The organism is Pseudomonas sp. TH21, from assembly GCF_016651025.1.
Classification (GTDB): domain Bacteria; phylum Pseudomonadota; class Gammaproteobacteria; order Pseudomonadales; family Pseudomonadaceae; genus Aquipseudomonas; species Aquipseudomonas aylmerensis.
This window is the reverse complement of record NZ_JAEKEQ010000001.1, coordinates 5,947,652-5,971,636: the sequence shown is the minus strand read 5'-3', so window position 1 is coordinate 5,971,636 and position 23,985 is coordinate 5,947,652. Positions and strand designations below refer to the sequence as shown.

Here is a 23,985-nt window from a genome sequence, read left to right as displayed (position 1 = left end):
CGAGGGCTTTATGGCTCGTACTACTCCGATTAGCCGCTACCGTAACATCGGTATCGTTGCTCACGTGGATGCTGGTAAAACCACCACCACCGAGCGCGTACTGTTTTACACCGGCAAAAGTCACAAAATGGGCGAGGTGCATGATGGCGCCGCGACCACAGACTGGATGGTTCAGGAGCAGGAGCGTGGTATTACCATTACTTCTGCTGCTATTACCGCCTTCTGGAAAGGTTCCGAGAAGCAGTACAAGGATGAGCATCGCTTCAACGTAATCGATACCCCGGGCCACGTAGACTTCACCATTGAAGTTGAACGTTCCCTGCGCGTACTCGACGGCGCTGTCGTTGTGTTCTGTGGTACTTCGGGTGTTGAGCCTCAGTCGGAAACCGTATGGCGTCAAGCCAACAAATACGGCGTTCCACGTCTTGTTTACGTAAACAAGATGGACCGTGCTGGTGCCAACTTCCTGCGCGTGATCGGTCAGATCAAGCAGCGTCTGGGTCACACCCCGGTGCCAATCCAATTGGCTATCGGTTCCGAAGACAACTTCCAGGGTCAGATCGATCTGATCAACATGGAAGCTGTTTACTGGAATGACGCTGACAAAGGTATGGTCCCTGTTCGCAAGCCTATCCCTGCAGAACTGCAGGAACTGGCTGACGAATGGCGCAATAACATGGTTGAGGCTGCTGCCGAAGCCAGCGAAGAACTGATGAACAAGTACCTCGAAGGTGAAGAACTCACCAACGCGGAAATCAAGGCCGCTCTGCGTCAGCGTACTATCGCTGGTGAGATCGTCTTGGCTGTTTGCGGTTCTTCCTTCAAGAACAAGGGTGTTCCCCTGGTTCTCGACGCCGTTATCGACTACCTGCCTGCCCCAACTGACATTCCTGCTATCAAGGGTACCAACCCTGATAACGAGGAAGAAGAGATGGAGCGTCACGCCGATGACAGCGAGCCGTTCTCGGCTCTGGCGTTCAAGATCGCTACTGACCCATTCGTGGGTACTTTGACCTTCGTCCGCGTTTACTCGGGCGTGTTGGCCTCCGGCGACGGCGTGATCAACTCGGTTAAAGGCAAGAAAGAGCGCGTGGGTCGTATGGTGCAAATGCACGCAAACGCCCGTGAAGAGATCAAGGAAGTACGCGCTGGTGACATCGCGGCCCTGATCGGCATGAAGGACGTCACCACTGGTGAGACTTTGTGCGACGCTGCTAAGCCAATCATCCTGGTTCGCATGGACTTCCCGGAGCCGGTTATTTCGGTTGCCGTTGAGCCTAAGACCAAGGATGACCAGGAAAAAATGGGTATCGCTCTGGGCAAACTTGCTCAGGAAGATCCATCTTTCCGCGTCAAGACTGATGAAGAGACTGGTCAAACGATCATCTCCGGCATGGGCGAGTTGCACCTGGACATCCTGGTTGACCGGATGCGCCGTGAGTTCAACGTCGAAGCCAACATCGGTAAGCCTCAGGTTTCCTATCGTGAGCGCATCACGAAGAACTGTGAAATCGAAGGCAAGTTCGTTCGTCAGTCCGGCGGTCGTGGTCAGTTCGGTCACTGCTGGATCCGTTTTGCTCCTGCTGACGAAGGTCAGGAAGGTCTGCAATTCGTGAACGAAGTAGTTGGTGGTGTTGTTCCTAAGGAATACATCCCGGCTATCCAGAAGGGTATCGAAGAGCAGATGAAGAACGGTGTTGTTGCCGGCTATCCGCTGATCGGCCTGAAAGCAACCGTTTTTGACGGTTCTTACCACGACGTCGACTCCAACGAGATGGCGTTTAAGGTGGCTGCTTCCATGGCAACCAAGCAACTGGCCCAGAAGGGCGGTGGTGAGTTGCTTGAGCCAATCATGGCGGTAGAAGTTGTTACACCTGAAGACTATATGGGTGATGTCATGGGCGACCTTAACCGTCGTCGCGGCATGATCTTGGGTATGGAAGACACGGTTTCCGGCAAAGTGATTCGCGCCGAGGTTCCGTTGGGTGAGATGTTCGGTTACGCGACCGACGTTCGCTCCATGTCCCAGGGTCGCGCAAGCTACTCTATGGAATTCAAAAAATACAACACAGCTCCGGCGCACATCGCTGAAACTGTATCCAAAAAACAAGGCTGATTCAGTCCTTTAGGCAAGGAGTTAATTGTCGTGGCTAAAGAAAAATTTGATCGTTCCCTACCGCACGTAAACGTTGGCACCATCGGCCACGTTGACCACGGTAAAACCACTCTGACCGCTGCTCTGACTCGCGTCTGCTCCGAAGTTTTCGGTTCGGCTCGTGTTGACTTCGACAAGATCGACAGCGCACCAGAAGAAAAAGCTCGTGGTATCACCATCAACACCGCGCACGTTGAGTACAACTCGACTATTCGTCACTACGCTCACGTTGACTGCCCAGGTCACGCTGACTACGTGAAGAACATGATCACTGGTGCTGCCCAGATGGACGGCGCGATCCTGGTTTGCTCGGCCGCTGATGGTCCGATGCCACAAACCCGTGAGCACATCCTGCTGTCCCGTCAGGTAGGCGTTCCGTACATCGTGGTTTTCCTGAACAAGGCTGACCTGGTAGACGACGCTGAGCTGCTGGAACTGGTTGAGATGGAAGTGCGCGATCTGCTGAGCACTTACGACTTCCCAGGCGACGACACTCCGATCATCATCGGTTCTGCTCGTATGGCTCTGGAAGGTAACGACGAAAACGAAATGGGCACCACTGCCGTTCGTAAACTGGTTGAAACTCTGGATACCTACATCCCAGAACCAGTTCGTCTGACCGACAAGCCGTTCCTGATGCCAATCGAAGACGTATTCTCGATCTCCGGTCGCGGTACTGTTGTGACTGGTCGTATCGAGCGCGGTATCGTTCGCGTTCAAGATCCACTGGAAATCGTTGGTCTGCGTGACACCACCGTCACCACCTGCACCGGTGTTGAAATGTTCCGCAAACTGCTCGACGAAGGTCGTGCTGGCGAGAACTGCGGCGTTCTGCTGCGTGGTACCAAGCGTGACGACGTTGAGCGTGGCCAGGTTCTGGTTAAGCCGGGTTCGGTTAAGCCGCACACCAAGTTCACCGCAGAAGTTTACGTTCTGAGCAAAGAAGAAGGCGGCCGTCATACTCCGTTCTTCAAAGGCTACCGTCCACAGTTCTACTTCCGTACTACTGACGTGACTGGTAACTGCGAACTGCCAGAAGGCGTTGAAATGGTAATGCCAGGCGATAACATTCAAATGACTGTTACCCTGATCAAAACCATCGCAATGGAAGACGGTCTGCGCTTCGCAATCCGCGAAGGCGGCCGTACCGTTGGTGCTGGCGTTGTAGCTAAAATCATCGAGTAATTATCTCTTCTGAGATAGCTCGATTTTTTGAGAAGGCCCCCGCTTAGCGGGGGCCTTTTTTATTGGGTTGACACCTATCTGGGGCGTCTATAGAATTGCGCCTCCTTTTAACGGGCGTATTGCGCTCGCTGGGAATAGCAGCCGGAGTCTGAAATCCAATGCAAAATCAGCAAATCCGTATCAGGTTGAAGGCTTTTGACCATCGCCTGATCGACCAATCCACCCAGGAAATCGTGGAAACCGCGAAACGTACTGGTGCTCAAGTGCGTGGTCCAATTCCACTGCCTACCCGTAAAGAGCGGTTCACCGTTCTGGTCTCCCCGCACGTCAACAAAGACGCGCGTGACCAGTACGAGATCCGTACTCATAAGCGCGTACTGGACATCGTCCAGCCAACGGATAAAACCGTTGATGCACTTATGAAGCTCGATCTGGCGGCCGGTGTGGAAGTACAGATCAGCCTCGGCTAAGACTTGGGTCTTAGTCGTGTAACGCTCTGAAATGGGCGGCCATAGCGGGTGAAAGCCCCGTACACTCATGAGGTTTACAACATGACTATTGGTGTAGTCGGTCGTAAATGCGGTATGACCCGTATTTTCACCGAAGAAGGTGTCTCCATTCCGGTCACGGTCATTGAGATCGAGCCGAATCGCGTCACCCAGTTCAAAACTGAAGAAACCGATGGCTATCGTGCAGTGCAAGTCACTGTCGGCGAGCGTCGTGCTTCGCGCGTGACTGCTGCTCAAGCAGGTCACTTCGCTAAAGCAAACGTTGCAGCTGGTCGCACTGTTATGGAGTTCCGTCTCGAAGACGGCGACTACCAGGCTGGCGATCTGATCAACGCTGAAATCTTCGCCGCTGGTCAACTGGTTGATGTAACCGGTCAGTCCAAGGGTAAAGGCTTCCAGGGTACGATCAAGCGTTGGAATTTCCGTGGCCAAGACAACACTCACGGTAACTCCGTTTCCCACCGCGTCCCGGGCTCTATTGGCCAGTGCCAGACTCCTGGTCGTGTATTCAAGGGCAAAAAAATGTCCGGTCATATGGGCGCTGAGCGCGTGACCGTGCAGTCCCTCGAAGTAGTGCGCGTCGACGCTGAACGCAATCTGTTGTTGGTCAAGGGTGCTGTTCCTGGCGCTACTGGCGGCAACCTGGTTGTACGTCCAGCGGCCAAGGCTCGCGGTTAAGGGGAAGCTGACATGCAATTAAATGTAAATGACGCTCAAGCGATCGAAGTTTCCGAACTGACATTTGGCGGCGAATTCAACGAGACGCTGGTTCACCAAGCAGTCGTGGCCTACATGGCCGGCGGCCGTCAAGGTAGCAAGCAGCAAAAGACCCGTTCCGACGTACGTGGTGGCGGTAAGCGCCCTTGGCGTCAGAAAGGTACTGGCCGTGCTCGTGCCGGTACTATCCGTAGCCCAATCTGGCGTGGCGGCGGTACCACTTTCGCAGCTCGTCCACAGGATCACTCTCAGAAGCTCAACAAGAAGATGTATCGCGCAGCACTGCGCTCCATCCTTGCTGAACTCGTGCGTACTGATCGTCTGGTTGTGGTTCAGGACTTCGCTGTTGAAAGCCCGAAAACCAAAGATCTGCTGGGCAAGCTGAACAACATGAGCCTGACCGACGTTTTGATCGTGTCTGAAGCTGTTGATCAGAACCTGTACCTGGCTGCTCGCAACCTGCCACACGTTGATGTACGTGACGTGCAAGGTTCCGATCCAGTTAGTCTGATCGCATACGACAAGGTGTTGATCACCGTGTCGGCCGTGAAGAAATTCGAGGAGCTGCTGGGATGAACCAGGAACGCGTATTTAAAGTTCTGCTTGGCCCGCACGTTTCCGAAAAGGCTACGGTTCTGGCTGACAAGAAAGGCCAGTTCGTTTTCAAGGTTGCAACCGATGCAACCAAGCTGGAAATCAAGAAGGCCGTCGAAAGCCTGTTCAGCGTGAAAGTAGAGCGTGTTACTACCCTGAATGTTCTGGGTAAGAGCAAGCGCACTGCTCGCGGTCTGGGCAAGCGTAATGACTGGAAGAAGGCAGTTATCTCCCTTCAGCCAGGCCAAGATCTCGATTTCAGCAGCAGTGCTGAGTAAGGAAGGGGTGCATCATGGCAATCGTTAAATGCAAACCGACTTCCCCTGGCCGCCGTTTTGTGGTCAAGGTGGTCAACCAGGAGCTGCATAAAGGCGCTCCTCACGCACCGCTGCTCGAGAAGAAATCGAAGTCTGGTGGTCGTAACAACAATGGTCGTATTACCACTCGTCACATCGGTGGTGGCCATAAGCAGCATTATCGTCTGGTCGACTTCCGTCGTAACGACAAAGATGGCATCGCTGCCACTGTCGAGCGTATCGAATACGATCCAAACCGTACTGCTCACATCGCTCTGCTGCTGTACGCAGATGGCGAGCGTCGCTACATCATCGCCCCTAAAGGCGTGAGCGCTGGCGACCAGCTGATCGCAGGTGCCCTGGCACCGATCAAGCCGGGCAACGCTCTGCAACTGCGTAACATTCCAGTTGGTAGCACCGTACACGGCATCGAATTGAAGCCAGGTAAAGGCGCGCAAATCGCTCGTTCCGCTGGTGCTTCGGCTCAGCTGATCGCTCGTGAAGGTGTCTACGTGACCCTGCGTCTGCGTTCTGGTGAGATGCGTAAAGTGCTGGCTGAATGCCGCGCGACCCTGGGTGAAGTCTCGAACTCCGAGCACAGCCTGCGTTCGCTGGGTAAAGCTGGTGCCAAACGCTGGCGTGGCGTTCGCCCAACCGTTCGTGGTGTTGCCATGAACCCGGTTGACCACCCACACGGTGGTGGTGAAGGTCGTACCTCTGGTGGTCGTCATCCGGTATCGCCATGGGGCTTCCCGACTAAGGGCGCGAAGACTCGTGGTAATAAGCGTACCGACAAAATGATCGTCCGTCGTCGCAAGTAAATAGAGGGATACGACAGTGCCACGTTCTCTGAAAAAAGGTCCTTTTATTGATCTTCACCTACTGAAGAAGATCGAAGTGGCGGCGGAAAAGAACGATCGCAAACCAGTTAAGACCTGGTCGCGTCGTTCGATGATCCTGCCACAAATGGTCGGTCTGACCATCGCAGTACACAACGGTCGTCAACACGTCCCAGTTCTCGTTAACGAAGACATGGTCGGCCACAAACTAGGCGAGTTTGCCGGTACCCGCACTTATCGTGGGCACGTGGCAGACAAGAAAGCCAAGCGTTAAGGGGTAAGGAAATGGAAGTAGCCGCTAAGTTGTCGGGCGCTCGAATCTCCGCCCAGAAAGCCCGCTTGGTCGCCGACCAGATCCGCGGGAAGAAGGTGGGCGAAGCGCTCAACCTGTTGGCTTTCAGCAGTAAGAAAGCCGCCGAGATCATGAAGAAAGTGCTGGAGTCGGCCGTAGCCAACGCCGAGCATAACGAAGGCGCAGACGTTGATGACCTGAAGGTCAGCACCGTTTTCGTCAACGAAGGGCGTTCGCTGAAGCGCATCATGCCACGTGCCAAAGGCCGTGCTGATCGCATCGTCAAGCGGTCTTGCCATATCACTGTCAAGGTTGCTGACAAGTAACGGAGTCGAAGAGATGGGTCAGAAAGTACATCCCATTGGCATTCGCCTGGGAATCGTCAAGGAGCACACCTCCGTCTGGTACGCAGACGGTCGGACTTATGCGGACTACTTGTTCGCTGATCTGAAGGTGCGTGAGTATCTCCAAGACAAACTAAAAAGCGCGTCCGTAAGCCGTATCGATATCCATCGTCCGGCCCAAACTGCACGTATCACCATCCACACCGCTCGTCCAGGTATCGTTATCGGGAAGAAAGGTGAAGATGTTGAGAAACTGCGTCAGGACCTGACCAAGCAAATGGGTGTGCCTGTGCACATCAATATCGAAGAGATCCGCAAGCCGGAGCTCGACGGTATGCTGGTTGCGCAGAGCGTAGCTCAGCAGCTGGAGCGTCGCGTAATGTTCCGTCGCGCTATGAAGCGCGCCGTACAGAACGCCATGCGCATTGGTGCCAAAGGCATCAAAATCCAAGTGAGCGGTCGTCTCGGCGGTGCTGAAATCGCACGTACTGAATGGTATCGCGAAGGTCGTGTGCCACTGCACACCCTGCGTGCCGACATCGACTATGCCAACTACGAAGCTCACACCACTTACGGTGTGATCGGTGTAAAGGTTTGGATCTTCAAAGGCGAAGTAATTGGTGGTCGCCAAGAAGAACTGAAACCACAAGCACCAGCGCCTCGTAAAAAAGCTGCTAAGTAAGGGGTACGCCAAATGTTGCAACCTAAGCGTACGAAGTTCCGCAAGCAGATGACAGGCCACAACCGTGGTCTGGCTCAGCGCGGTAGCAAAGTCAGCTTCGGCGAGTTCGCGCTGAAGTCTGTAGCTCGTGGTCGTCTCACCGCTCGTCAGATCGAGTCAGCGCGTCGTGCTCTGACCCGTCACGTAAAACGTGGCGGCAAGATCTGGATCCGTGTATTCCCGGACAAGCCGATCTCCAAAAAACCTCTCGAGGTTCGGATGGGTAAAGGTAAGGGTAACGTGGAATACTGGGTAGCCCAGATTCAGCCAGGCAAAGTCCTGTATGAAATCGAGGGTGTTTCTGAAGAGCTGGCGCGTGAGGCTTTCGCCCTGGCTGCTGCAAAGCTGCCGCTCGCCACCTCCTTTGTTAAACGGACGGTGATGTGATGAAAGCGAATGAACTTCGTGAAAAATCCGCACAGCAGCTGAACGAGCAACTGCTCGGCCTGCTGCGCGACCAGTTCAATCTGCGTATGCAGAAAGCAACTGGCCAGTTGGGGCAGTCTCATCTGCTCTCGCAAGTTAAGCGTGACATCGCTCGCGTGAAGACTGTGCTCAACCAGCAGGCAGGTAAGTGATCATGGCTGAAGCCGAAAAGACTGTCCGTACGCTGACTGGCCGTGTTGTCAGCGACAAGATGGACAAAACCATCACCGTTTTGATCGAGCGTCGCGTTAAGCACCCGATCTACGGTAAATATGTTAAGCGTTCGACTAAGCTGCACGCGCACGACGAAACCAATCAGTGCCACATCGGCGACAAAGTCACTATTCGTGAAACTCGTCCGCTGGCCAAGACCAAGTCTTGGGCACTGGTTGATGTTCTCGAACGCGCTGTGGAAGTCTAAGGACTAGGGGTCGGAGAAATTATATGATTCAGACTCAATCCATGCTCGATGTGGCCGATAACAGCGGCGCTCGCCGTGTTATGTGCATCAAGGTGCTGGGTGGCTCCCATCGTCGTTACGCTGGTATCGGTGACATCATCAAAGTTACCGTGAAGGAAGCAATTCCTCGCGGTAAGGTGAAAAAAGGCCAAGTGATGACTGCTGTTGTAGTCCGCACTCGTCACGGCGTACGCCGTGCAGATGGCTCCATTATCCGCTTTGATGGCAACGCTGCTGTTCTTCTGAACAACAAGCAAGAGCCGATCGGCACCCGTATCTTTGGGCCAGTGACCCGTGAACTTCGTACTGAGAAGTTCATGAAGATCGTCTCGCTCGCCCCAGAAGTGCTGTAAGGAGATCCGACATGCAAAAGATTCGTCGTGACGACGAGATCATCGTGATCGCCGGCAAAGACAAAGGTAAGCGCGGTAAGGTGCTGAAGGTTCTCGCTGACGACCGTCTGGTCGTTGGTGGTCTGAACCTGGTCAAGCGTCATACCAAGCCTAACCCGATGTCGGGCGTACAGGGCGGTATCGTCGAGAAAGAAGCGCCACTGCACGCTTCTAACGTCGCCATCTTCAACGGCGAAACCAACAAGGCTGATCGTGTTGGTTTCAAAGTAGAAGACGGTAAGAAAATTCGTGTCTTCAAGTCGACCCAAAAAGCGGTTGATGCTTGAACACTGCTAGGTAGATAAGACCATGGCACGACTACAAGAGATTTACCGGAAGGAAATCGCCCCCAAGCTTAAGGAAGAACTTAAGCTCGGGAACGTGATGGAAGTTCCGCGCGTTACCAAAATCACCCTGAACATGGGTCTGGGCGAAGCGATCGGCGACAAAAAAGTCATCGAGCACGCTGTTGCTGACCTGGAAAAGATCACCGGTCAAAAGGTCGTTGTGACTTACGCTCGGAAATCCATCGCTGGCTTTAAAGTCCGTGAAGGTTGGCCGATCGGCGTCAAAGTGACCCTGCGCCGTGAGCGTATGTACGAATTCCTGGATCGTCTGCTGTCGATCTCCCTGCCTCGGGTTCGCGACTTCCGCGGCCTGAATGCCAAGTCCTTCGATGGTCGTGGTAACTACAGCATGGGCGTGAAAGAGCAGATCATCTTCCCGGAAATCGACTACGACAAGATCGATGCTCTCCGCGGTCTGGACATCACCCTGACCACCACTGCCAAGAACGATGATGAAGGCCGCGCTCTGCTGCGTGCATTCAAATTCCCGTTCCGCAACTGATTGGAGTAGGACCATGGCCAAGATGAGCATGAAAAACCGCGAGCTGAAGCGTCAGCTCACGGTTGCCAAGTACGCCAAGAAGCGTGCAGCACTGAAAGCGATCATCGTTGATCTGAACGCAAGTCCAGAAGCGCGTTGGGAAGCTACAGTTGCTCTGCAGAAGCAGCCACGTGACGCAAGCGCTTCGCGCATGCGTAACCGCTGCCGCCTGACCGGTCGTCCACACGGCGTTTACCGCAAGTTCGGCCTCGGCCGTAACAAACTGCGTGAAGCGGCAATGCGTGGTGACGTACCAGGTCTGGTTAAAGCCAGCTGGTAAGTACTTTCAGCGTCCAGGTGGGAGGTATCGCAAGATACTGACCACCGGTGACCTTGAATCTGGAACAAGCCCCTTTTGGGGCTTGTTTCATTTCCGGAGTGTGTCTAGAATACCCGGCTCGCCTGAGCCCGTGTTTTCTATGCTCGGAGATTCTCGGCGACATATGTAGCCGCAAGGCTAATTTTTTTGTATTAGGAGCGTCTAGCCCATGAGTATGCAGGACCCGTTAGCGGACATGCTAACTCGTATCCGTAATGCCCAGATGGCTGAAAAGTCCGTCGTAAGCATGCCATCTTCCAAGTTGAAGGTAGCTGTTGCCAAAGTCCTGAAAGACGAAGGCTACATTGCGGGTTATCAGATCAGCAGCGAAACCAAGCCACTGCTGTCCATCGAGCTGAAGTACTTCGAAGGCCGTTCGGTCATCGAGGAAGTGAAGCGCGTTAGCCGTCCAGGCCTGCGTCAGTACAAGTCCGCTGAGGATCTGCCGAAAGTTCGTGGCGGTCTTGGCGTGTCTATCGTCTCCACCAACAAAGGTGTGATGACGGATCGTGCTGCGCGCGCTGCCGGTGTCGGCGGCGAAGTTCTTTGCACTGTGTTCTAAGGGGGGATAAGCATGTCTCGCGTCGCTAAGAACCCCGTTAAGCTGCCAGCCGGTGTCGAAGTCAAATTCGCAGGCCAACAGCTTTCGGTGAAGGGTGCCAAGGGTACTCTTGAACTGAACATCCATTCGTCCGTTGAGATCGTTGAAGAAGCTGGTGAGCTGCGTTTCGCTGCTCGCAATGGCGATCAACAAACTCGCGCAATGGCCGGTACCACGCGTGCGTTGGTAAACAACATGGTCCAAGGCGTAAGCCAAGGCTTCGAGCGTAAGCTCCAGCTGGTCGGTGTTGGTTACAAAGCGCAAGCAAAAGGCACGGTTTTGAACCTGGCCCTTGGCTTCTCGCACCCAGTGGATTACGAACTGCCGGAAGGCATCACCGCTGAGACTCCTAGCCAGACCGATATCCTGATCAAGGGCATCGATAAGCAGCTGGTAGGTCAAGTGGCTGCTGAGATCCGCGACTTCCGTCCACCAGAGCCGTACAAAGGCAAAGGTGTGCGCTACGCGGACGAAGTCGTCCGTCGTAAAGAAGCCAAGAAGAAGTAGGGCATAGCAAATGACCGACAAAAAAGTTACTCGACTGCGTCGCGCTCGCAAAGCACGCCTGAAAATGCACGAACTCGAAGTCGTGCGTCTCTGCGTGTTCCGCTCGTCGCAGCACATCTACGCCCAGGTCATCTCGGCCGACGGCAACAAAGTCCTGGCAAGCGCCTCGACTTTGGATAAAGAACTGCGTGATGGTGCCACTGGCAACATCGACGCGGCCACAAAGGTTGGCCAGCTGGTCGCTACGCGTGCTAAGGCCGCTGGCGTCTCGCAAGTGGCTTTCGACCGCTCTGGCTTCAAGTACCACGGCCGCGTTAAAGCGCTGGCTGATGCTGCTCGTGAAGCTGGGCTGGAGTTCTAAGTTATGTCAAATAACGACCAAAAGCGCGACGAAGGCTACATTGAGAAGCTGGTTCAAGTTAACCGCGTAGCCAAAACCGTTAAAGGCGGCCGTATCTTCACTTTCACCGCGTTGACCGTGGTGGGTGATGGTAAAGGGCGCGTTGGCTTCGGCCGTGGCAAGTCGCGTGAAGTGCCTGCTGCGATCCAGAAGGCAATGGAAGCTGCTCGCCGCAACATGATCCAAGTTGATCTGAACGGCACCACGCTGCAGTACGCAATGAAGTCCGCTCATGGCGCTTCGAAGGTGTACATGCAGCCTGCTTCTGAAGGTACCGGTATCATCGCTGGCGGCGCTATGCGTGCTGTCCTCGAAGTTGCTGGCGTTCAGAACGTTCTGGCCAAGTGCTACGGCTCGACTAACCCGGTAAACGTGGTTCACGCCACTTTCAAAGGTTTGAAAGCTATGCAATCCCCTGAATCCATTGCCGCCAAGCGTGGCAAAAGCGTCCAGGAGATCTTCTGATCATGGCTACCGTTAAAGTAACGCTGATCAAAAGCATGACCGGCCGCATCCCTAACCACAAACTGTGCGTTAAAGGTCTGGGTCTGCGTCGCATCGGTCACACTGTAGAAGTCCAGGATACTCCCGAGAATCGCGGGATGATCAACAAGGCTTACTACATGCTGCGTGTAGAGGGTTAATCGATGAAACTCAATGATCTGAGTCCAGCGCCGGGTTCCCGTCGCGAAAAGCATCGTCCGGGCCGTGGTATCGGTAGCGGTTTGGGTAAGACTGGTGGCCGTGGCCACAAAGGTCAAACCTCCCGCTCCGGTGGCACCATTGCTCCAGGCTTTGAAGGCGGTCAACAGCCGCTGCATCGTCGCCTGCCTAAGTTCGGTTTCGTTTCCCTGAAAGCCATGGATCGCGCAGAAGTGCGTCTGTCCGAGCTGGCCAAAGTGGAAGGCGACATCGTTACTGTGCAGACCCTGAAAGATGCCAACGTGATCAACGTCAACGTACAGCGTGTGAAAATCATGCTGTCCGGTGAAGTGACTCGCGCTGTCACTATCGGCAAGGGAATCGGCGCCACCAAAGGTGCGCGTTCGGCTATCGAAGCAGCTGGCGGCAAGTTCGAGGAATAAATGGCTAAGCAAGGTGCTCTCTCAGCGCTCGGCAAAGGCGGTATGTCTGAACTTTGGGCTCGTCTGCGTTTTCTGTTCCTGGCGATTATCGTCTACCGAATAGGCGCACACATCCCGGTTCCAGGTATCAACCCGGACCGACTCGCAGACCTGTTTCGACAGAATGAGGGGACCATTCTTAGCTTGTTCAACATGTTTTCCGGCGGCGCGCTGGAACGGATGAGCATCTTTGCACTGGGGATCATGCCGTACATTTCGGCATCGATCATCATGCAACTGATGACCGCCGTCAGCCCGCAGCTGGAGCAGTTGAAGAAGGAAGGTGAAGCTGGCCGTCGCAAGATTAGCCAGTACACCCGCTACGGCACTGTCATCCTCGCCCTGGTTCAAGCTATCGGCATGTCCGTTGGCCTGGCCGGGCAGGGTGTTGCGTTCACTGGTGACTTTGGCTTCCATTTCGTCGCGGTATCCACTTTTGTGGCTGGTGCGATGTTCATGATGTGGCTGGGTGAGCAGATTACTGAGCGTGGTGTTGGCAACGGTATCTCGATGTTGATTTTCGCAGGTATCGTCGCCGGTCTTCCGAGAGCAATCGGGCAGTCTTTCGAGTCTGCGCGTCAGGGTGATATCAATATTTTCGCCCTGGTTGCCATCGGTTTGCTGGCAGTAGCGATTATCGGTTTTGTGGTGTTCATTGAGCGTGGCCAGCGTCGTATTGCTGTTCACTACGCCAAGCGTCAGCAGGGCCGTAAGGTTTTTGCTGCGCAGACCAGCCACTTGCCGCTGAAAGTGAATATGGCCGGTGTTATTCCGGCAATTTTCGCGAGCAGCATTTTGCTGTTTCCGGCTTCGTTGGGTACCTGGTTTGGTCAGTCTGAAAATATGGGCTGGCTGCAGGACCTCTCTCAGTCGATCGCTCCTGGTCAGCCGTTGAATATTCTGCTGTTTAGTGCAGGGATTATTTTCTTCTGCTTCTTCTATACGGCGTTGATGTTCAATCCGAAAGACGTAGCGGAAAACCTGAAGAAGTCCGGTGCCTTTATTCCGGGTATTCGTCCAGGTGAGCAGTCTGCACGCTACATTGATGGCGTTCTGACTCGTTTGACCCTGTTCGGTGCTCTATATATGACGGCCGTGTGCTTGTTGCCCCAGTTCCTGGTGGTTGCAGCAAACGTTCCGTTCTACCTTGGCGGGACCTCGTTGCTGATCGTGGTCGTGGTTGTGATGGACTTCATGTCCCAAGTACAATCGCACCTCGTTTCGCACCAGTACGAATCCCTGATGAAGAAAGCCAACCTGAAGGGCTACGGCAGCGGCATGTTGCGCTGAGTACCCCATAAGGTTCGAGGAGTTGGTGATGAAAGTTCGTGCATCGGTGAAAAAGCTGTGCCGTAACTGCAAGATTATTCGCCGCGAAGGTGTTGTTCGAGTAATTTGCAGCGCGGAACCGCGTCACAAACAGCGCCAAGGCTGAGTGTGATCCGCTTGAAGCCCGGCAGCTAGTGCGCTGCCGGGTTGATTATTTGTTATTACAGCGATATTATCTCGCGCCCTATTTCTTGGCTTCCGGGGCGTAGGTAGCTGTCAATTGGAGTCCCACTGAATGGCCCGTATTGCAGGCGTTAACATTCCAGATAACAAGCACACTGTTATCTCGCTGACCTACATCTATGGTGTTGGTCGCACTACTGCGCAGAAAATTTGCGCAGTTGCTGGGGTAAACCCAGCCGCTAAGATCAAGGATCTGAGCGACGAGCAGATTGAACAGCTGCGTGGCGAAGTGGCGAAGTTCACCACTGAAGGTGACCTGCGTCGCGAAATCAACATGAAAATCAAGCGTTTGATGGACCTCGGTTGCTATCGCGGTCTGCGTCATCGTCGTGGTCTTCCAGTACGCGGTCAGCGTACCAAGACTAACGCGCGTACCCGTAAAGGTCCGCGTAAGCCGATCCGCAAGTAATCGCCCCAGCGAATCGACAGGAAAATTATCATGGCAAAACCTGCTGCTCGTCCTCGTAAAAAAGTTAAAAAGACAGTGGTTGATGGCATCGCCCACATCCATGCTTCTTTTAACAACACCATCGTGACCATCACCGACCGTCAAGGTAACGCGCTTTCTTGGGCTACCTCCGGTGGTTCGGGTTTCCGCGGTTCCCGCAAGTCCACGCCGTTTGCTGCTCAAGTAGCTGCTGAACGTGCTGGTCAAGCTGCGCTGGAATACGGCCTGAAAAACCTCGACGTTAACGTCAAAGGTCCAGGTCCAGGTCGTGAGTCTGCTGTCCGTGCTTTGAACGGCTGTGGCTATAAGATCGCCAGCATCACCGACGTGACGCCAATCCCGCACAACGGGTGCCGTCCGCCGAAGAAGCGCCGCGTGTAATCCAGGAGATTGTAAAGAATGGCTCGTTACATTGGTCCAAAATGCAAACTCGCTCGTCGCGAAGGCACCGATCTCTTCCTGAAGAGCGGCGTGCGCGCGATCGAATCGAAGTGCAACATTGAAGCAGCACCTGGTATCCACGGCCAACGCCGCGGTCGCCAGTCCGATTACGGCACCCAACTGCGTGAAAAGCAGAAGGTCCGTCGTATCTACGGCGTTCTCGAGCGTCAGTTCAGCGGCTACTACAAAGAAGCTGCTGGCAAGAAAGGTGCAACCGGTGAAAACCTGCTGCAACTGCTCGAATGCCGTCTGGACAACGTTGTATACCGTATGGGCTTTGGTTCGACTCGTGCCGAATCCCGTCAGCTGGTATCGCACAAGTCGATCAGCGTTAACGGTCAGACCGTAAACGTTCCGTCCTACCAGGTTCGTGCTGGTGACGTGGTCGCAGTTCGCGAGAAAGCAAAAAACCAACTTCGCATTGTCCAAGCTCTCGATCTGTGTGCCCAACGTGGCCGCGTAGAATGGGTAGAAGTAGACACTGAGAAGAAGTCGGGCGTTTTCAAGAACGTTCCTGCTCGCAGTGATCTGTCCGCCGACATCAACGAAAGCCTGATTGTCGAGCTCTACTCCAAGTAAGGGCTAGAAAATAGGTGCATCCATGCAGATTTCGGTAAATGAGTTCCTGACACCCCGCCACATTGATGTGCAGGTTGTCAGTCCAACCCGCGCCAAGATCACTCTCGAGCCTCTCGAGCGTGGTTTTGGCCACACCCTGGGCAACGCGCTGCGCCGCATCCTGTTGTCCTCAATGCCCGGCTGTGCAGTAGTCGAGGCCGAGATTGACGGTGTGCTCCACGAGTACAGCGCCATCGAAGGTGTACAGGAAGACGTAATTGAAATCCTGTTGAACCTTAAAGGTCTGGCTATCAAGCTGCACGGCCGTGACGAAGTTACGCTGACCTTGTCGAAGAAGGGTTCGGGGGTGGTTACCGCTGCCGATATTCAGCTGGATCATGATGTCGAGATCGTTAACCCCGATCACGTAATCGCTAACCTGGCGTCTAACGGCGCCCTGAACATGAAGCTCACCGTAGCTCGTGGTCGTGGTTATGAACCGGCCGACTCGCGTCAGAGCGATGAAGACGAAAGCCGCAGCATTGGTCGCTTGCAGCTTGACTCTTCGTTCAGCCCGGTTCGCCGTATCGCATACGTGGTGGAAAACGCCCGTGTCGAGCAGCGTACTAACCTGGACAAGCTGGTTATTGATCTGGAAACCAACGGTACTCTGGATCCTGAAGAGGCTATCCGCCGCGCTGCAACCATTCTGCAACAGCAGTTGGCTGCGTTCGTCGACCTCAAAGGTGACAGCGAACCAGTGGTAATCGAGCAGGAAGACGAGATCGATCCGATCCTGCTTCGCCCGGTTGACGATCTGGAACTGACTGTACGTTCGGCTAACTGCCTTAAGGCGGAAAACATTTACTACATCGGCGACCTGATTCAGCGTACCGAAGTAGAACTGTTGAAGACTCCGAACCTGGGCAAGAAATCCTTGACTGAAATCAAGGACGTTCTGGCCTCCCGCGGTCTGTCCCTCGGCATGCGCCTCGACAACTGGCCGCCTGCAAGTCTTAAGAAGGACGACAAGGCGACTGCCTGATCGTCGTAATCACCGAACGTGAGTTTGGTAAGGAATGAACCATGCGTCATCGTAAAAGTGGTCGTCACCTGAGCCGTACCAGCTCGCACCGCAAGGCCATGTTCCAAAACATGGCGGTGTCGCTGTTCGAGCACGAGCTGATCAAAACTACACTGCCGAAAGCTAAAGAACTGCGTCGCGTTGCTGAGCCGCTGATTACTTTGGCCAAGACAGACAGCCTGGCTAACCGCCGTCTGGCTTTCGACCGTACTCGTTCGAAAGCTATCGTTGGTAAGCTCTTCAACGACCTGGGCAAGCGTTATGCTACCCGTGAGGGTGGCTACCTGCGCATCCTCAAGTGCGGCTTCCGCGCTGGCGACAACGCGCCTATGGCGTACGTCGAGTTGGTTGATCGTGCTACTGCTGGCGAAGCTGTAAGCGCCGAGTAAGACGACAAGCTGTAATGAAGAACCGGGCCTAGTGCCCGGTTTTTTTGTGCGCGTAATAAAAGCGCCACGTGTACAAGCTTTCGTCAGGTCAAGATTGGCACTATGAATGGAGGGATTGTCGGTAGTTTTTCTCTATTGATGTCTGCAATTTAATGAATTTGTAGACGTCATGTTGATGATCGATACTTCCTCCAAGCCGATAGCCGGCAGTTCCAAGTCCGACCTGAGGAAAATTGAGCATGAGCCAGAACAAAATCCTTACTACTGCCAGTGGCGCGCCCGTTGCGGATAACCAGAATTCCCGTTCCGCCGGCCCTCGTGGCCCGCTGCTTCTTGACGACTTTCACCTGATCGAGAAGCTTGCCCATTTCAACCGTGAGAACATCCCTGAGCGTCGCGTACACGCCAAAGGCTCGGGTGCTTACGGTACATTCACCGTGACAAAAGACATTACTCAATACACCAGTGCCAAACTGTTCGAGTCTATTGGCAAGCAAACCCCAACCTTCCTGCGGTTTTCCACGGTAGGCGGCGAGCGTGGTTCGGCTGACACCGAGCGCGATCCGCGTGGTTTCGCCCTGAAGTTCTACACCGAAGAAGGCAACTGGGACATCGTGGGTAACAACACGCCGGTATTCTTCATTCGTGATCCATTGAAGTTCCCTGATTTCATCCACACGCAGAAGCGTCTGCCGCAAAGCAACTTGAAAAGCGCGCAGATGATGTGGGACTTCTGGTCGCACTCCCCTGAGGCGCTGCACCAGGTCACCATCCTGTTTTCGGACCGTGGCATCCCCGATGGCTACCGTCACATGCATGGCTTCGGCAGCCATACCTACAGCCTGATCAACGCCAAGGGCGAGCGTCACTGGGTGAAGTGGCACTACAAGACCAAGCAAGGCATCAAGAACCTGGCGCCTGCCGAGGCTGCGCGCCTGGCCGGTACCGATCCTGATTACGCCCAGCGCGACTTGTTCGGTGCAATCGAGCGCGGTGATTTCCCGAAATGGCGCGTCTGCATCCAGATCATGACTGAAGCCCAGGCAAACGCTCACTATGAGAACCCTTTCGACGTAACCAAGACCTGGTCGCAGAAAGAGTTTCCGCTGATCGAAGTGGGTGAGCTGGAGCTTAATCGCAATCCGCAGAACTATTTCGCCGAAGTGGAACAAGCTGCGTTCGGTCCGAGCAACATGGTGCCAGGTGTTGGCTTGTCGCCAGACCGCATGCTGCAGGGGCGTGTGTTCGCGTACGCAGATGCCCACCGCTACCGCGTCGGCACGAATCACCAGCAACTGCCGGTGAATGCCCCGCGTAGCCCGGTAAATAGCTACCAGCGTGACGGCTCGATGGCATTCGGCAGCAACGGTGGTGCGGCGCCCAACTATGAGCCTAACAGCTACAGTGACGCACCGAAGCAAGCGCCGCAGTACGCTGAGCCTGCCCTGGCGCTGAGCGGTGCCGCGGATCGCTACGATCACCGCGAAGACACCGATTACTACAGCCATGCAGGTGCGCTGTTCCGCCTGATGAATGATGAGCAGAAAGCATTGCTCACCAGTAACATCGCCGGTGCAATGTCCGGGGTTTCCAGCGATGTGGTTCAGCGTCAATTGCAGCACTTCTACAAGGCAGACCCTGCTTATGGAGAAGCAATCGCAAAGGCACTGGGTGTATCGCTTAACCAACTCTAAACGATAAGCAGAACCGCCCTCATTTGGGCGGTTTTTGCGTTATTTCAGCTACTTTTCTCCGGAAATCTTCACTTTTCTGCCGTTGATCCCGTGACCTATAGGTCAGCATGGTTCAAACTACAGGCTTTCAAGCAGGGAGATGTAGGGCGATGCAAGGTCACCCCGACGTAATCGATTACCTCAACACGTTGCTGACGGGCGAACTGGCAGCTCGTGACCAATATTTCATCCACTCGCGTATGTACGAAGACTGGGGCTTTACCGAGCTCTACGAGCGTATCAACCACGAAATGGAAGAAGAGGCACAGCACGCCGACGCTCTGATGCGCCGTATCCTGATGCTCGAAGGCACGCCACGTATGCGGCCCGACGATCTGGATGTGGGCACCACGGTGCCTGACATGCTCGCTGCCGATCTTCGCCTCGAGTACAAGGTCCGTGCCGCCCTCTGCAAAGGCATCGAGCTTTGCGAGCAGCACAACGACTACGTCACTCGGGAAATCCTGCGGGTGCAGTTGAACGATACCGAAGAAGATCACACCTACTGGCTGGAAAAACAGCTTGGCCTGATCAAGCTGATCGGCCTGGAGAACTACCTGCAATCGCAGTTCTGATTTCCGGCTACAAAAAAGCCCCTGTCATCTTGAAGTGACAGGGGCTTTTTATTGAGCCCGGGAAGGTCAGGCCCGATCGCGCGCCAGCAGCGGTTTCAAGTAGTAACCGGTGTGGGACTGTGGCATCTCGGAGACCTGCTCCGGCGTCCCCACTGCAATGATCTGGCCGCCCTTGGAGCCGCCTTCCGGCCCCAGGTCTACCAGCCAGTCGGCGGTCTTGATCACATCCAGGTTGTGCTCGATCACTACCACGGTGTTGCCGTGGTCCCGCAGGCGGTGCAGCACGTCCAGCAGTTGCTGGATATCCGCGAAGTGCAGGCCGGTGGTTGGCTCATCGAGGATATACAAGGTCTTGCCTGTATCGCGCTTGGACAGCTCGCGCGACAACTTCACCCGCTGCGCTTCACCGCCGGACAGGGTGGTCGCCGATTGCCCCAGCTTGATATACGACAGGCCCACATCCATCAGTGTCTGCAGCTTGCGCGCCAACGCCGGGACGGCGTCGAAGAACACCCGGGCTTCCTCGATGGTCATCTCGAGGGTTTCGTGGATGCTCTTGCCCTTGTATTTGATCTCCAGGGTTTCGCGGTTATAGCGCTTGCTCTTGCACACATCGCATGGCACGTAGATGTCCGGCAGGAAGTGCATCTCGACCTTGATCAAGCCATCGCCCTGGCACGCCTCGCAGCGCCCCCCCTTGACGTTGAACGAGAACCGGCCCGGCCCGTAGCCCCGCGAGCGGGACTCCGGTACACCGGCGAACAGCTCGCGAATCGGCGTGAACAGCCCGGTGTAGGTTGCCGGGTTGGAGCGCGGTGTACGGCCAATCGGGCTCTGGTCGATATCGACCACCTTGTCCAGGTGTTCCAGGCCCTTGATGCTGTCGTGCGCCGCAGCTTCCAGCGTAGTTGCGCCATTCAGGGCGGTGGCACTCAGCGGGAACAGCGTGTTGTTGATCAGCGTCGACTTGCCCGAGCCGGACACGCCGGTCACGCAGGTCAACAGGCCCAAGGGGATCTCCAAGTCCACGTTGCGCAGGTTGTTGCCACGCGCTCCCTTGAGGTGCAGCGCGAGCTTCTTGTTGCGCGGTGTGCGCTTGGCCGGCACTTCAATCTTCACGCGGCCAGACAAGTATTTGCCGGTCAGCGAGTCCGGGTGCGCCATGACTTCAGCAGGTGTGCCCTCAGCGACGATATGCCCGCCATGCACACCCGCACCCGGGCCAATGTCGACGACATAATCCGCCAGGCGGATCGCGTCTTCATCGTGCTCGACCACGATCACCGTGTTGCCGATATCCCGCAGGTGTTTCAGCGTACCCAGGAGGCGGTCGTTGTCGCGCTGATGCAGGCCAATCGAAGGTTCATCAAGGATATACAGCACGCCCACGAGGCCGGCACCGATCTGGCTGGCCAGTCGAATCCGCTGGGCCTCACCGCCGGACAAGGTATCGGCGCTGCGATCCAGCGACAGGTAGTCCAGGCCCACGTTAACCAGGAACTGCAGGCGCTCGCGGATTTCCTTGAGGATCTTGTCGGCAATTTCCCCGCGGCGTCCGGTCAGCTTCAGTACGCCAAAGTATTCACAGGCATCGCCGATTGGCAGGTTGGTCACCGCCGGCAGGGTCTTCTCGCCGACCCAAACATGCCGGGCCTCACGGCGCAGGCGCGTGCCACGGCAATCCGGGCACGGCTGGGTGCTGAGGAATTTCGCCAGCTCCTCGCGCACGCTTGCCGACTCGGTCTCGCGGTAACGGCGTTCCAGGTTCGGCACGATGCCTTCGAACGGGTGCGAGCGCTTGACGATGTCGCCACGGTCGTTCAGGTACTTGAAGTCGACGTTCTGCGAACCACTGCCGTTGAGAATGACCTTCTGCTGGTCGGCCGGCAGTTGGTTGAAGGGCACTTCAAGACTGAACTTATAGTGGGAGGCCAACGACCCGAGCATCTGGAAGTAATAGACGTTGCGCCTGTCCCAGCCGCGTATCGCCCCCTCCGCCAGCGTCAGTTCGCCATTCACCAGGCGCTTGATGTCGAAGAATTGCTTCACGCCCAGGCCATCACAGGTCGGGCAGGCGCCGGCCGGGTTGTTGAAGGAAAACAGCTTGGGTTCCAGCTCGCTGATGGCGTGGCCACAGATCGGGCAGGCGAAGCGCGCGGAGAAGATGATCTCTTCGCCTGGCTCGTCGTCCATCGGCGCGACCAGGGCGATGCCATCGGCCAGCTTCAGCGCGGTCTCGAACGATTCCGCCAAACGCTGCTGCAGGTCGGCGCGCACTTTGAAGCGGTCGACCACCACATCGATCGAGTGCTTCTTCTGCTTGTCGAGCTTGGGCGCTTCGTCCAGCTCATAGAGCTTGCCATTGATGCGCGCGCGTACAAAACCTTGCGCACGCAGCTCTTCGAAGACCGAAAGGTGTTCACCCTTGCGCTCGCGAATCACTGGTGCCAGCAGCATCAGCTTCGCGCCTTCCGGCTGCGCCAGCACCAGGTCGACCATCTGGCTGACGGTCTGGGCCTCCAGCGGAATGTCGTGGTCCGGGCAGCGCGGAATACCTACTCGCGCGTAGAGCAGGCGCAGGTAGTCGTAGATCTCGGTAATGGTGCCCACGGTGGAACGTGGGTTATGGGAGGTCGACTTCTGTTCGATGGAGATCGCCGGCGACAGGCCTTCAATGGTGTCGACGTCTGGCTTTTCCATCATCGACAGGAACTGGCGGGCGTAGGCCGACAGCGACTCCACATAGCGGCGCTGGCCTTCGGCATACAGCGTGTCGAACGCCAGGGACGATTTGCCGGAGCCGGACAGGCCGGTGATGACGATCAGTTTGTCCCGGGGCAGGGTCAGGTCGATGTTCTTCAGGTTGTGGGTTCTAGCCCCACGAATCAGGATCTTGTCCAAGATGGCCTCGCACGGCGGGCGTAAATAATGCCGGAGTATACGGCTAAAGACTGGATGAATATACACTGTCAAAAGGCCGCTTGCAGCCTTACATGAAAGCTGCGCGGCAAACCGCCGCATATACCCTCTCAATCGATGGGACTGGTAGAATCGCCGCCGGTTCACACGAGGTTTTTCCATGCACGATCCCCACAGCGAACGCATGAGTAGCGGCGAGACCCGAGCAGCAAGCGGTCTGGCCCTGGTGTTCGCCTTCCGTATGCTTGGCATGTTCATGGTGTTGCCGGTGCTGGCGACCTATGGGATGGACCTCGCAGGCGCGACCCCCGCATTGATCGGCCTGGCGATTGGCGCCTATGGCCTGACCCAGGCAATTTTCCAGATTCCTTTCGGGATCATTTCCGACCGCATCGGCCGTCGTCCGGTGATTTACCTGGGGCTGATCGTGTTCGCCCTCGGCAGTGTGCTCGCGGCCCAGTCCGATTCGATCTGGGGCGTGATCGCCGGACGAATCCTGCAAGGCGCCGGGGCAATTTCCGCCGCTGTCATGGCGCTGTTGTCGGACCTGACCCGCGAGCAACACCGCACCAAGGCCATGGCCATGATCGGCATGACCATCGGTCTGTCCTTCGCCGTGGCGATGGTGGTCGGCCCCTTGCTCACGCGTGCCTTCGGTTTGCACGGGCTGTTCCTGGCCACTGGCGGCATGGCGTTGTTCGGTATCGTGATCGTGGCCTTTATGGTGCCGCGCTCGACCGGCACCCTGCAGCACCGTGAATCGGGTGTCGCACGCAAGGCGTTATTACCGACGCTCAAGCACCCGGACCTGCTGCGCCTGGATTTAGGTATCTTCGTATTGCACGCGATGCTGATGTGCAGCTTCGTCGCCTTGCCTCTCGCATTGGTGGAAAAAGCCGGTCTGCCCAAGGAGCAGCACTGGTGGGTCTACCTGACAGCGCTGCTGGTTTCGTTCTTCGCCATGATCCCGTTCATCATCTACGGCGAGAAGAAACGCAAAATGAAACGAGTTTTGCTCGGCGCCGTCACGACGCTGATGCTCACTGAGCTATTCTTCTGGCAGTTCGGCGACAGCCTGCGGACGCTGGTAATCGGCACGGTGGTGTTCTTCACCGCGTTCAACCTGCTGGAGGCCTCGCTGCCGTCGCTGATCAGCAAAGTTTCACCGGCCGGGGGCAAGGGCACTGCGATGGGGGTGTATTCCACCAGCCAGTTCCTGGGTTCCGCACTGGGCGGCATCATGGGCGGCTGGATGTTCCAGCATGGCGGTTTGTCGGTTGTGTTCCTCGGATGCGCCGGGCTGGCTGCACTTTGGCTGGCCTTTGCTGTTACCATGCGCGAACCTCCCTACGTCACAAGTCTGCGTTTGCCGCTGTCGCCAGAGGCGATCCGTGAAAGCGGTCTGGTAGAGCGCCTGAAGGCCGTCGTAGGGGTAACAGATGCAGTCGTGGTCGCTGAAGAGGCGGCCATTTACATCAAACTGGACACCGAATTATTGGATCGCGCGACGCTCGAGCAACTGGTCAACCCAGTGCCGACAGCGCGCCCAGCCTAGGA

At 55.8% G+C, this 23,985-nt stretch carries 34 protein-coding genes; 33 read left to right on the top strand and 1 reads right to left on the bottom strand.

What is annotated here, in order from left to right:
- Window positions 1–10 precede the first annotated feature (10 nt).
- The 32 genes from fusA to bfr all read left to right on the top strand — a co-directional run bounded on the left by fusA (window position 11) and on the right by bfr (window position 19,509).
- Window positions 11–2,116, top strand: a complete 2,106-nt coding sequence (gene fusA / locus JFU04_RS26520; RefSeq protein WP_065909927.1) for an elongation factor G — start codon at window positions 11–13, stop codon at window positions 2,114–2,116.
- Between the two features lie 30 nt (window positions 2,117–2,146).
- The gene (gene tuf / locus JFU04_RS26515; RefSeq protein ID WP_025857206.1) at window positions 2,147–3,340 is read left to right on the top strand and encodes an elongation factor Tu; all 1,194 of its coding nucleotides are present in this window, start codon (window positions 2,147–2,149) and stop codon (window positions 3,338–3,340) included.
- A 158-nt stretch (window positions 3,341–3,498) separates the two neighbouring features.
- Window positions 3,499–3,810 (top strand): 30S ribosomal protein S10, encoded by a 312-nt coding sequence (gene rpsJ / locus JFU04_RS26510; protein WP_003186070.1) that lies wholly within the window; start codon window positions 3,499–3,501, stop codon window positions 3,808–3,810.
- A gap of 81 nt (window positions 3,811–3,891) precedes the next feature.
- Window positions 3,892–4,527: a 50S ribosomal protein L3 gene (rplC, locus tag JFU04_RS26505; protein WP_003194649.1), complete on the top strand. Its 636-nt coding sequence runs from the start codon at window positions 3,892–3,894 to the stop codon at window positions 4,525–4,527.
- Window positions 4,528–4,539: 12 nt separating this feature from the next.
- Window positions 4,540–5,142, top strand: coding sequence for a 50S ribosomal protein L4 (rplD, locus tag JFU04_RS26500; RefSeq protein WP_003176424.1), 603 nt, complete (start codon window positions 4,540–4,542; stop codon window positions 5,140–5,142).
- Window positions 5,139–5,438 (top strand): 50S ribosomal protein L23, encoded by a 300-nt coding sequence (rplW, locus tag JFU04_RS26495; RefSeq protein WP_002555488.1) that lies wholly within the window; start codon window positions 5,139–5,141, stop codon window positions 5,436–5,438. The genes rplD and rplW overlap by 4 nt, the downstream gene beginning before the upstream one ends.
- 14 nt (window positions 5,439–5,452) lie before the next feature.
- The gene (gene rplB / locus JFU04_RS26490; protein WP_003186055.1) at window positions 5,453–6,277 is read left to right on the top strand and encodes a 50S ribosomal protein L2; all 825 of its coding nucleotides are present in this window, start codon (window positions 5,453–5,455) and stop codon (window positions 6,275–6,277) included.
- Window positions 6,278–6,293: 16 nt separating this feature from the next.
- Complete coding sequence (rpsS, locus tag JFU04_RS26485; RefSeq protein WP_002555486.1) at window positions 6,294–6,569, top strand: 30S ribosomal protein S19; 276 nt, start codon at window positions 6,294–6,296, stop codon at window positions 6,567–6,569.
- 11 nt (window positions 6,570–6,580) lie between these two features.
- Entirely contained in the window at window positions 6,581–6,913 is a 333-nt protein-coding gene (rplV, locus tag JFU04_RS26480; protein WP_003103908.1) for a 50S ribosomal protein L22, read from the top strand.
- A gap of 13 nt (window positions 6,914–6,926) precedes the next feature.
- On the top strand, window positions 6,927–7,613 hold the full coding sequence (gene rpsC / locus JFU04_RS26475) for a 30S ribosomal protein S3 (RefSeq protein ID WP_003176422.1): 687 nt from the start codon (window positions 6,927–6,929) through the stop codon (window positions 7,611–7,613).
- A gap of 12 nt (window positions 7,614–7,625) precedes the next feature.
- Complete coding sequence (gene rplP / locus JFU04_RS26470) at window positions 7,626–8,039, top strand: 50S ribosomal protein L16 (RefSeq protein ID WP_003176421.1); 414 nt, start codon at window positions 7,626–7,628, stop codon at window positions 8,037–8,039.
- Window positions 8,039–8,230: a 50S ribosomal protein L29 gene (rpmC, locus tag JFU04_RS26465; RefSeq protein ID WP_002555481.1), complete on the top strand. Its 192-nt coding sequence runs from the start codon at window positions 8,039–8,041 to the stop codon at window positions 8,228–8,230. The genes rplP and rpmC overlap by 1 nt, the downstream gene beginning before the upstream one ends.
- 2 nt (window positions 8,231–8,232) lie before the next feature.
- A complete protein-coding gene (rpsQ, locus tag JFU04_RS26460; RefSeq protein ID WP_003176419.1) occupies window positions 8,233–8,499 on the top strand; it encodes a 30S ribosomal protein S17 in 267 nt (88 codons plus the stop codon).
- 23 nt (window positions 8,500–8,522) lie between these two features.
- On the top strand, window positions 8,523–8,891 hold the full coding sequence (rplN, locus tag JFU04_RS26455) for a 50S ribosomal protein L14 (protein ID WP_002555479.1): 369 nt from the start codon (window positions 8,523–8,525) through the stop codon (window positions 8,889–8,891).
- Between the two features lie 11 nt (window positions 8,892–8,902).
- Entirely contained in the window at window positions 8,903–9,217 is a 315-nt protein-coding gene (gene rplX / locus JFU04_RS26450) for a 50S ribosomal protein L24 (RefSeq protein ID WP_007896770.1), read from the top strand.
- Window positions 9,218–9,239: 22 nt separating this feature from the next.
- Window positions 9,240–9,779 (top strand): 50S ribosomal protein L5, encoded by a 540-nt coding sequence (rplE, locus tag JFU04_RS26445; RefSeq protein WP_003194642.1) that lies wholly within the window; start codon window positions 9,240–9,242, stop codon window positions 9,777–9,779.
- 13 nt (window positions 9,780–9,792) lie between these two features.
- The gene (gene rpsN, locus JFU04_RS26440; RefSeq protein ID WP_003176414.1) at window positions 9,793–10,098 is read left to right on the top strand and encodes a 30S ribosomal protein S14; all 306 of its coding nucleotides are present in this window, start codon (window positions 9,793–9,795) and stop codon (window positions 10,096–10,098) included.
- A 208-nt stretch (window positions 10,099–10,306) separates the two neighbouring features.
- Window positions 10,307–10,699 (top strand): 30S ribosomal protein S8, encoded by a 393-nt coding sequence (gene rpsH / locus JFU04_RS26435; RefSeq protein WP_010566853.1) that lies wholly within the window; start codon window positions 10,307–10,309, stop codon window positions 10,697–10,699.
- Between the two features lie 12 nt (window positions 10,700–10,711).
- Window positions 10,712–11,245: a 50S ribosomal protein L6 gene (gene rplF, locus JFU04_RS26430; RefSeq protein WP_003176412.1), complete on the top strand. Its 534-nt coding sequence runs from the start codon at window positions 10,712–10,714 to the stop codon at window positions 11,243–11,245.
- A gap of 10 nt (window positions 11,246–11,255) precedes the next feature.
- Window positions 11,256–11,606, top strand: a complete 351-nt coding sequence (rplR, locus tag JFU04_RS26425) for a 50S ribosomal protein L18 (RefSeq protein WP_003186037.1) — start codon at window positions 11,256–11,258, stop codon at window positions 11,604–11,606.
- A 3-nt stretch (window positions 11,607–11,609) separates the two neighbouring features.
- A complete protein-coding gene (rpsE, locus tag JFU04_RS26420) occupies window positions 11,610–12,110 on the top strand; it encodes a 30S ribosomal protein S5 (protein ID WP_010566852.1) in 501 nt (166 codons plus the stop codon).
- A gap of 2 nt (window positions 12,111–12,112) precedes the next feature.
- On the top strand, window positions 12,113–12,289 hold the full coding sequence (rpmD, locus tag JFU04_RS26415; protein ID WP_003176408.1) for a 50S ribosomal protein L30: 177 nt from the start codon (window positions 12,113–12,115) through the stop codon (window positions 12,287–12,289).
- Window positions 12,290–12,292: 3 nt separating this feature from the next.
- Entirely contained in the window at window positions 12,293–12,730 is a 438-nt protein-coding gene (gene rplO / locus JFU04_RS26410; RefSeq protein ID WP_003176407.1) for a 50S ribosomal protein L15, read from the top strand.
- Window positions 12,731–14,059 (top strand): preprotein translocase subunit SecY, encoded by a 1,329-nt coding sequence (gene secY / locus JFU04_RS26405; protein WP_003176406.1) that lies wholly within the window; start codon window positions 12,731–12,733, stop codon window positions 14,057–14,059.
- A 28-nt stretch (window positions 14,060–14,087) separates the two neighbouring features.
- On the top strand, window positions 14,088–14,204 hold the full coding sequence (gene rpmJ / locus JFU04_RS26400) for a 50S ribosomal protein L36 (protein WP_002555468.1): 117 nt from the start codon (window positions 14,088–14,090) through the stop codon (window positions 14,202–14,204).
- Window positions 14,205–14,333: 129 nt separating this feature from the next.
- A complete protein-coding gene (rpsM, locus tag JFU04_RS26395; RefSeq protein WP_003194635.1) occupies window positions 14,334–14,690 on the top strand; it encodes a 30S ribosomal protein S13 in 357 nt (118 codons plus the stop codon).
- Window positions 14,691–14,720: 30 nt separating this feature from the next.
- Window positions 14,721–15,110: a 30S ribosomal protein S11 gene (gene rpsK, locus JFU04_RS26390; RefSeq protein WP_002555466.1), complete on the top strand. Its 390-nt coding sequence runs from the start codon at window positions 14,721–14,723 to the stop codon at window positions 15,108–15,110.
- An 18-nt stretch (window positions 15,111–15,128) separates the two neighbouring features.
- Window positions 15,129–15,749: a 30S ribosomal protein S4 gene (gene rpsD / locus JFU04_RS26385; protein ID WP_003176404.1), complete on the top strand. Its 621-nt coding sequence runs from the start codon at window positions 15,129–15,131 to the stop codon at window positions 15,747–15,749.
- 22 nt (window positions 15,750–15,771) lie between these two features.
- Complete coding sequence (locus tag JFU04_RS26380) at window positions 15,772–16,773, top strand: DNA-directed RNA polymerase subunit alpha (RefSeq protein WP_003176403.1); 1,002 nt, start codon at window positions 15,772–15,774, stop codon at window positions 16,771–16,773.
- Window positions 16,774–16,814: 41 nt separating this feature from the next.
- Window positions 16,815–17,201 (top strand): 50S ribosomal protein L17, encoded by a 387-nt coding sequence (gene rplQ, locus JFU04_RS26375; RefSeq protein ID WP_003176402.1) that lies wholly within the window; start codon window positions 16,815–16,817, stop codon window positions 17,199–17,201.
- Between the two features lie 239 nt (window positions 17,202–17,440).
- Window positions 17,441–18,895, top strand: coding sequence for a catalase (locus JFU04_RS26370; RefSeq protein ID WP_201145986.1), 1,455 nt, complete (start codon window positions 17,441–17,443; stop codon window positions 18,893–18,895).
- A 149-nt stretch (window positions 18,896–19,044) separates the two neighbouring features.
- Complete coding sequence (gene bfr, locus JFU04_RS26365; protein WP_003176400.1) at window positions 19,045–19,509, top strand: bacterioferritin; 465 nt, start codon at window positions 19,045–19,047, stop codon at window positions 19,507–19,509.
- 66 nt (window positions 19,510–19,575) lie between these two features.
- On the opposite strand, the gene uvrA is transcribed toward bfr, so the two are convergent.
- A complete protein-coding gene (gene uvrA, locus JFU04_RS26360; RefSeq protein ID WP_106802493.1) occupies window positions 19,576–22,410 on the bottom strand; it encodes an excinuclease ABC subunit UvrA in 2,835 nt (944 codons plus the stop codon).
- A gap of 178 nt (window positions 22,411–22,588) precedes the next feature.
- Between uvrA and JFU04_RS26355 the strand changes: the two genes are divergently transcribed.
- Entirely contained in the window at window positions 22,589–23,983 is a 1,395-nt protein-coding gene (locus JFU04_RS26355) for an MFS transporter (protein ID WP_201145985.1), read from the top strand.
- The last annotated feature ends 2 nt before the right edge of the window (window positions 23,984–23,985 follow it).

Bases quoted from the DNA above. Each gene is read 5' to 3' on its own strand.
- fusA (WP_065909927.1), top strand. From the start codon at position 11: ATGGCTCGTACTACTCCGATTAGCCGCTACCGTAACATCGGTATCGTT.
- rpsJ (WP_003186070.1), top strand. From the start codon at position 3,499: ATGCAAAATCAGCAAATCCGTATCAGGTTGAAGGCTTTTGACCATCGC.
- rplC (WP_003194649.1), top strand. From the start codon at position 3,892: ATGACTATTGGTGTAGTCGGTCGTAAATGCGGTATGACCCGTATTTTC.
- rplD (WP_003176424.1), top strand. From the start codon at position 4,540: ATGCAATTAAATGTAAATGACGCTCAAGCGATCGAAGTTTCCGAACTG.
- rplW (WP_002555488.1), top strand. From the start codon at position 5,139: ATGAACCAGGAACGCGTATTTAAAGTTCTGCTTGGCCCGCACGTTTCC.
- rplB (WP_003186055.1), top strand. From the start codon at position 5,453: ATGGCAATCGTTAAATGCAAACCGACTTCCCCTGGCCGCCGTTTTGTG.
- rplV (WP_003103908.1), top strand. From the start codon at position 6,581: ATGGAAGTAGCCGCTAAGTTGTCGGGCGCTCGAATCTCCGCCCAGAAA.
- rpsC (WP_003176422.1), top strand. From the start codon at position 6,927: ATGGGTCAGAAAGTACATCCCATTGGCATTCGCCTGGGAATCGTCAAG.
- rplP (WP_003176421.1), top strand. From the start codon at position 7,626: ATGTTGCAACCTAAGCGTACGAAGTTCCGCAAGCAGATGACAGGCCAC.
- rpmC (WP_002555481.1), top strand. From the start codon at position 8,039: ATGAAAGCGAATGAACTTCGTGAAAAATCCGCACAGCAGCTGAACGAG.
- rpsQ (WP_003176419.1), top strand. From the start codon at position 8,233: ATGGCTGAAGCCGAAAAGACTGTCCGTACGCTGACTGGCCGTGTTGTC.
- rplN (WP_002555479.1), top strand. From the start codon at position 8,523: ATGATTCAGACTCAATCCATGCTCGATGTGGCCGATAACAGCGGCGCT.
- rplX (WP_007896770.1), top strand. From the start codon at position 8,903: ATGCAAAAGATTCGTCGTGACGACGAGATCATCGTGATCGCCGGCAAA.
- rplE (WP_003194642.1), top strand. From the start codon at position 9,240: ATGGCACGACTACAAGAGATTTACCGGAAGGAAATCGCCCCCAAGCTT.
- rpsN (WP_003176414.1), top strand. From the start codon at position 9,793: ATGGCCAAGATGAGCATGAAAAACCGCGAGCTGAAGCGTCAGCTCACG.
- rpsH (WP_010566853.1), top strand. From the start codon at position 10,307: ATGAGTATGCAGGACCCGTTAGCGGACATGCTAACTCGTATCCGTAAT.
- rplF (WP_003176412.1), top strand. From the start codon at position 10,712: ATGTCTCGCGTCGCTAAGAACCCCGTTAAGCTGCCAGCCGGTGTCGAA.
- rplR (WP_003186037.1), top strand. From the start codon at position 11,256: ATGACCGACAAAAAAGTTACTCGACTGCGTCGCGCTCGCAAAGCACGC.
- rpsE (WP_010566852.1), top strand. From the start codon at position 11,610: ATGTCAAATAACGACCAAAAGCGCGACGAAGGCTACATTGAGAAGCTG.
- rpmD (WP_003176408.1), top strand. From the start codon at position 12,113: ATGGCTACCGTTAAAGTAACGCTGATCAAAAGCATGACCGGCCGCATC.
- rplO (WP_003176407.1), top strand. From the start codon at position 12,293: ATGAAACTCAATGATCTGAGTCCAGCGCCGGGTTCCCGTCGCGAAAAG.
- secY (WP_003176406.1), top strand. From the start codon at position 12,731: ATGGCTAAGCAAGGTGCTCTCTCAGCGCTCGGCAAAGGCGGTATGTCT.
- rpmJ (WP_002555468.1), top strand. From the start codon at position 14,088: ATGAAAGTTCGTGCATCGGTGAAAAAGCTGTGCCGTAACTGCAAGATT.
- rpsM (WP_003194635.1), top strand. From the start codon at position 14,334: ATGGCCCGTATTGCAGGCGTTAACATTCCAGATAACAAGCACACTGTT.
- rpsK (WP_002555466.1), top strand. From the start codon at position 14,721: ATGGCAAAACCTGCTGCTCGTCCTCGTAAAAAAGTTAAAAAGACAGTG.
- rpsD (WP_003176404.1), top strand. From the start codon at position 15,129: ATGGCTCGTTACATTGGTCCAAAATGCAAACTCGCTCGTCGCGAAGGC.
- JFU04_RS26380 (WP_003176403.1), top strand. From the start codon at position 15,772: ATGCAGATTTCGGTAAATGAGTTCCTGACACCCCGCCACATTGATGTG.
- rplQ (WP_003176402.1), top strand. From the start codon at position 16,815: ATGCGTCATCGTAAAAGTGGTCGTCACCTGAGCCGTACCAGCTCGCAC.
- JFU04_RS26370 (WP_201145986.1), top strand. From the start codon at position 17,441: ATGAGCCAGAACAAAATCCTTACTACTGCCAGTGGCGCGCCCGTTGCG.
- bfr (WP_003176400.1), top strand. From the start codon at position 19,045: ATGCAAGGTCACCCCGACGTAATCGATTACCTCAACACGTTGCTGACG.
- JFU04_RS26355 (WP_201145985.1), top strand. From the start codon at position 22,589: ATGCACGATCCCCACAGCGAACGCATGAGTAGCGGCGAGACCCGAGCA.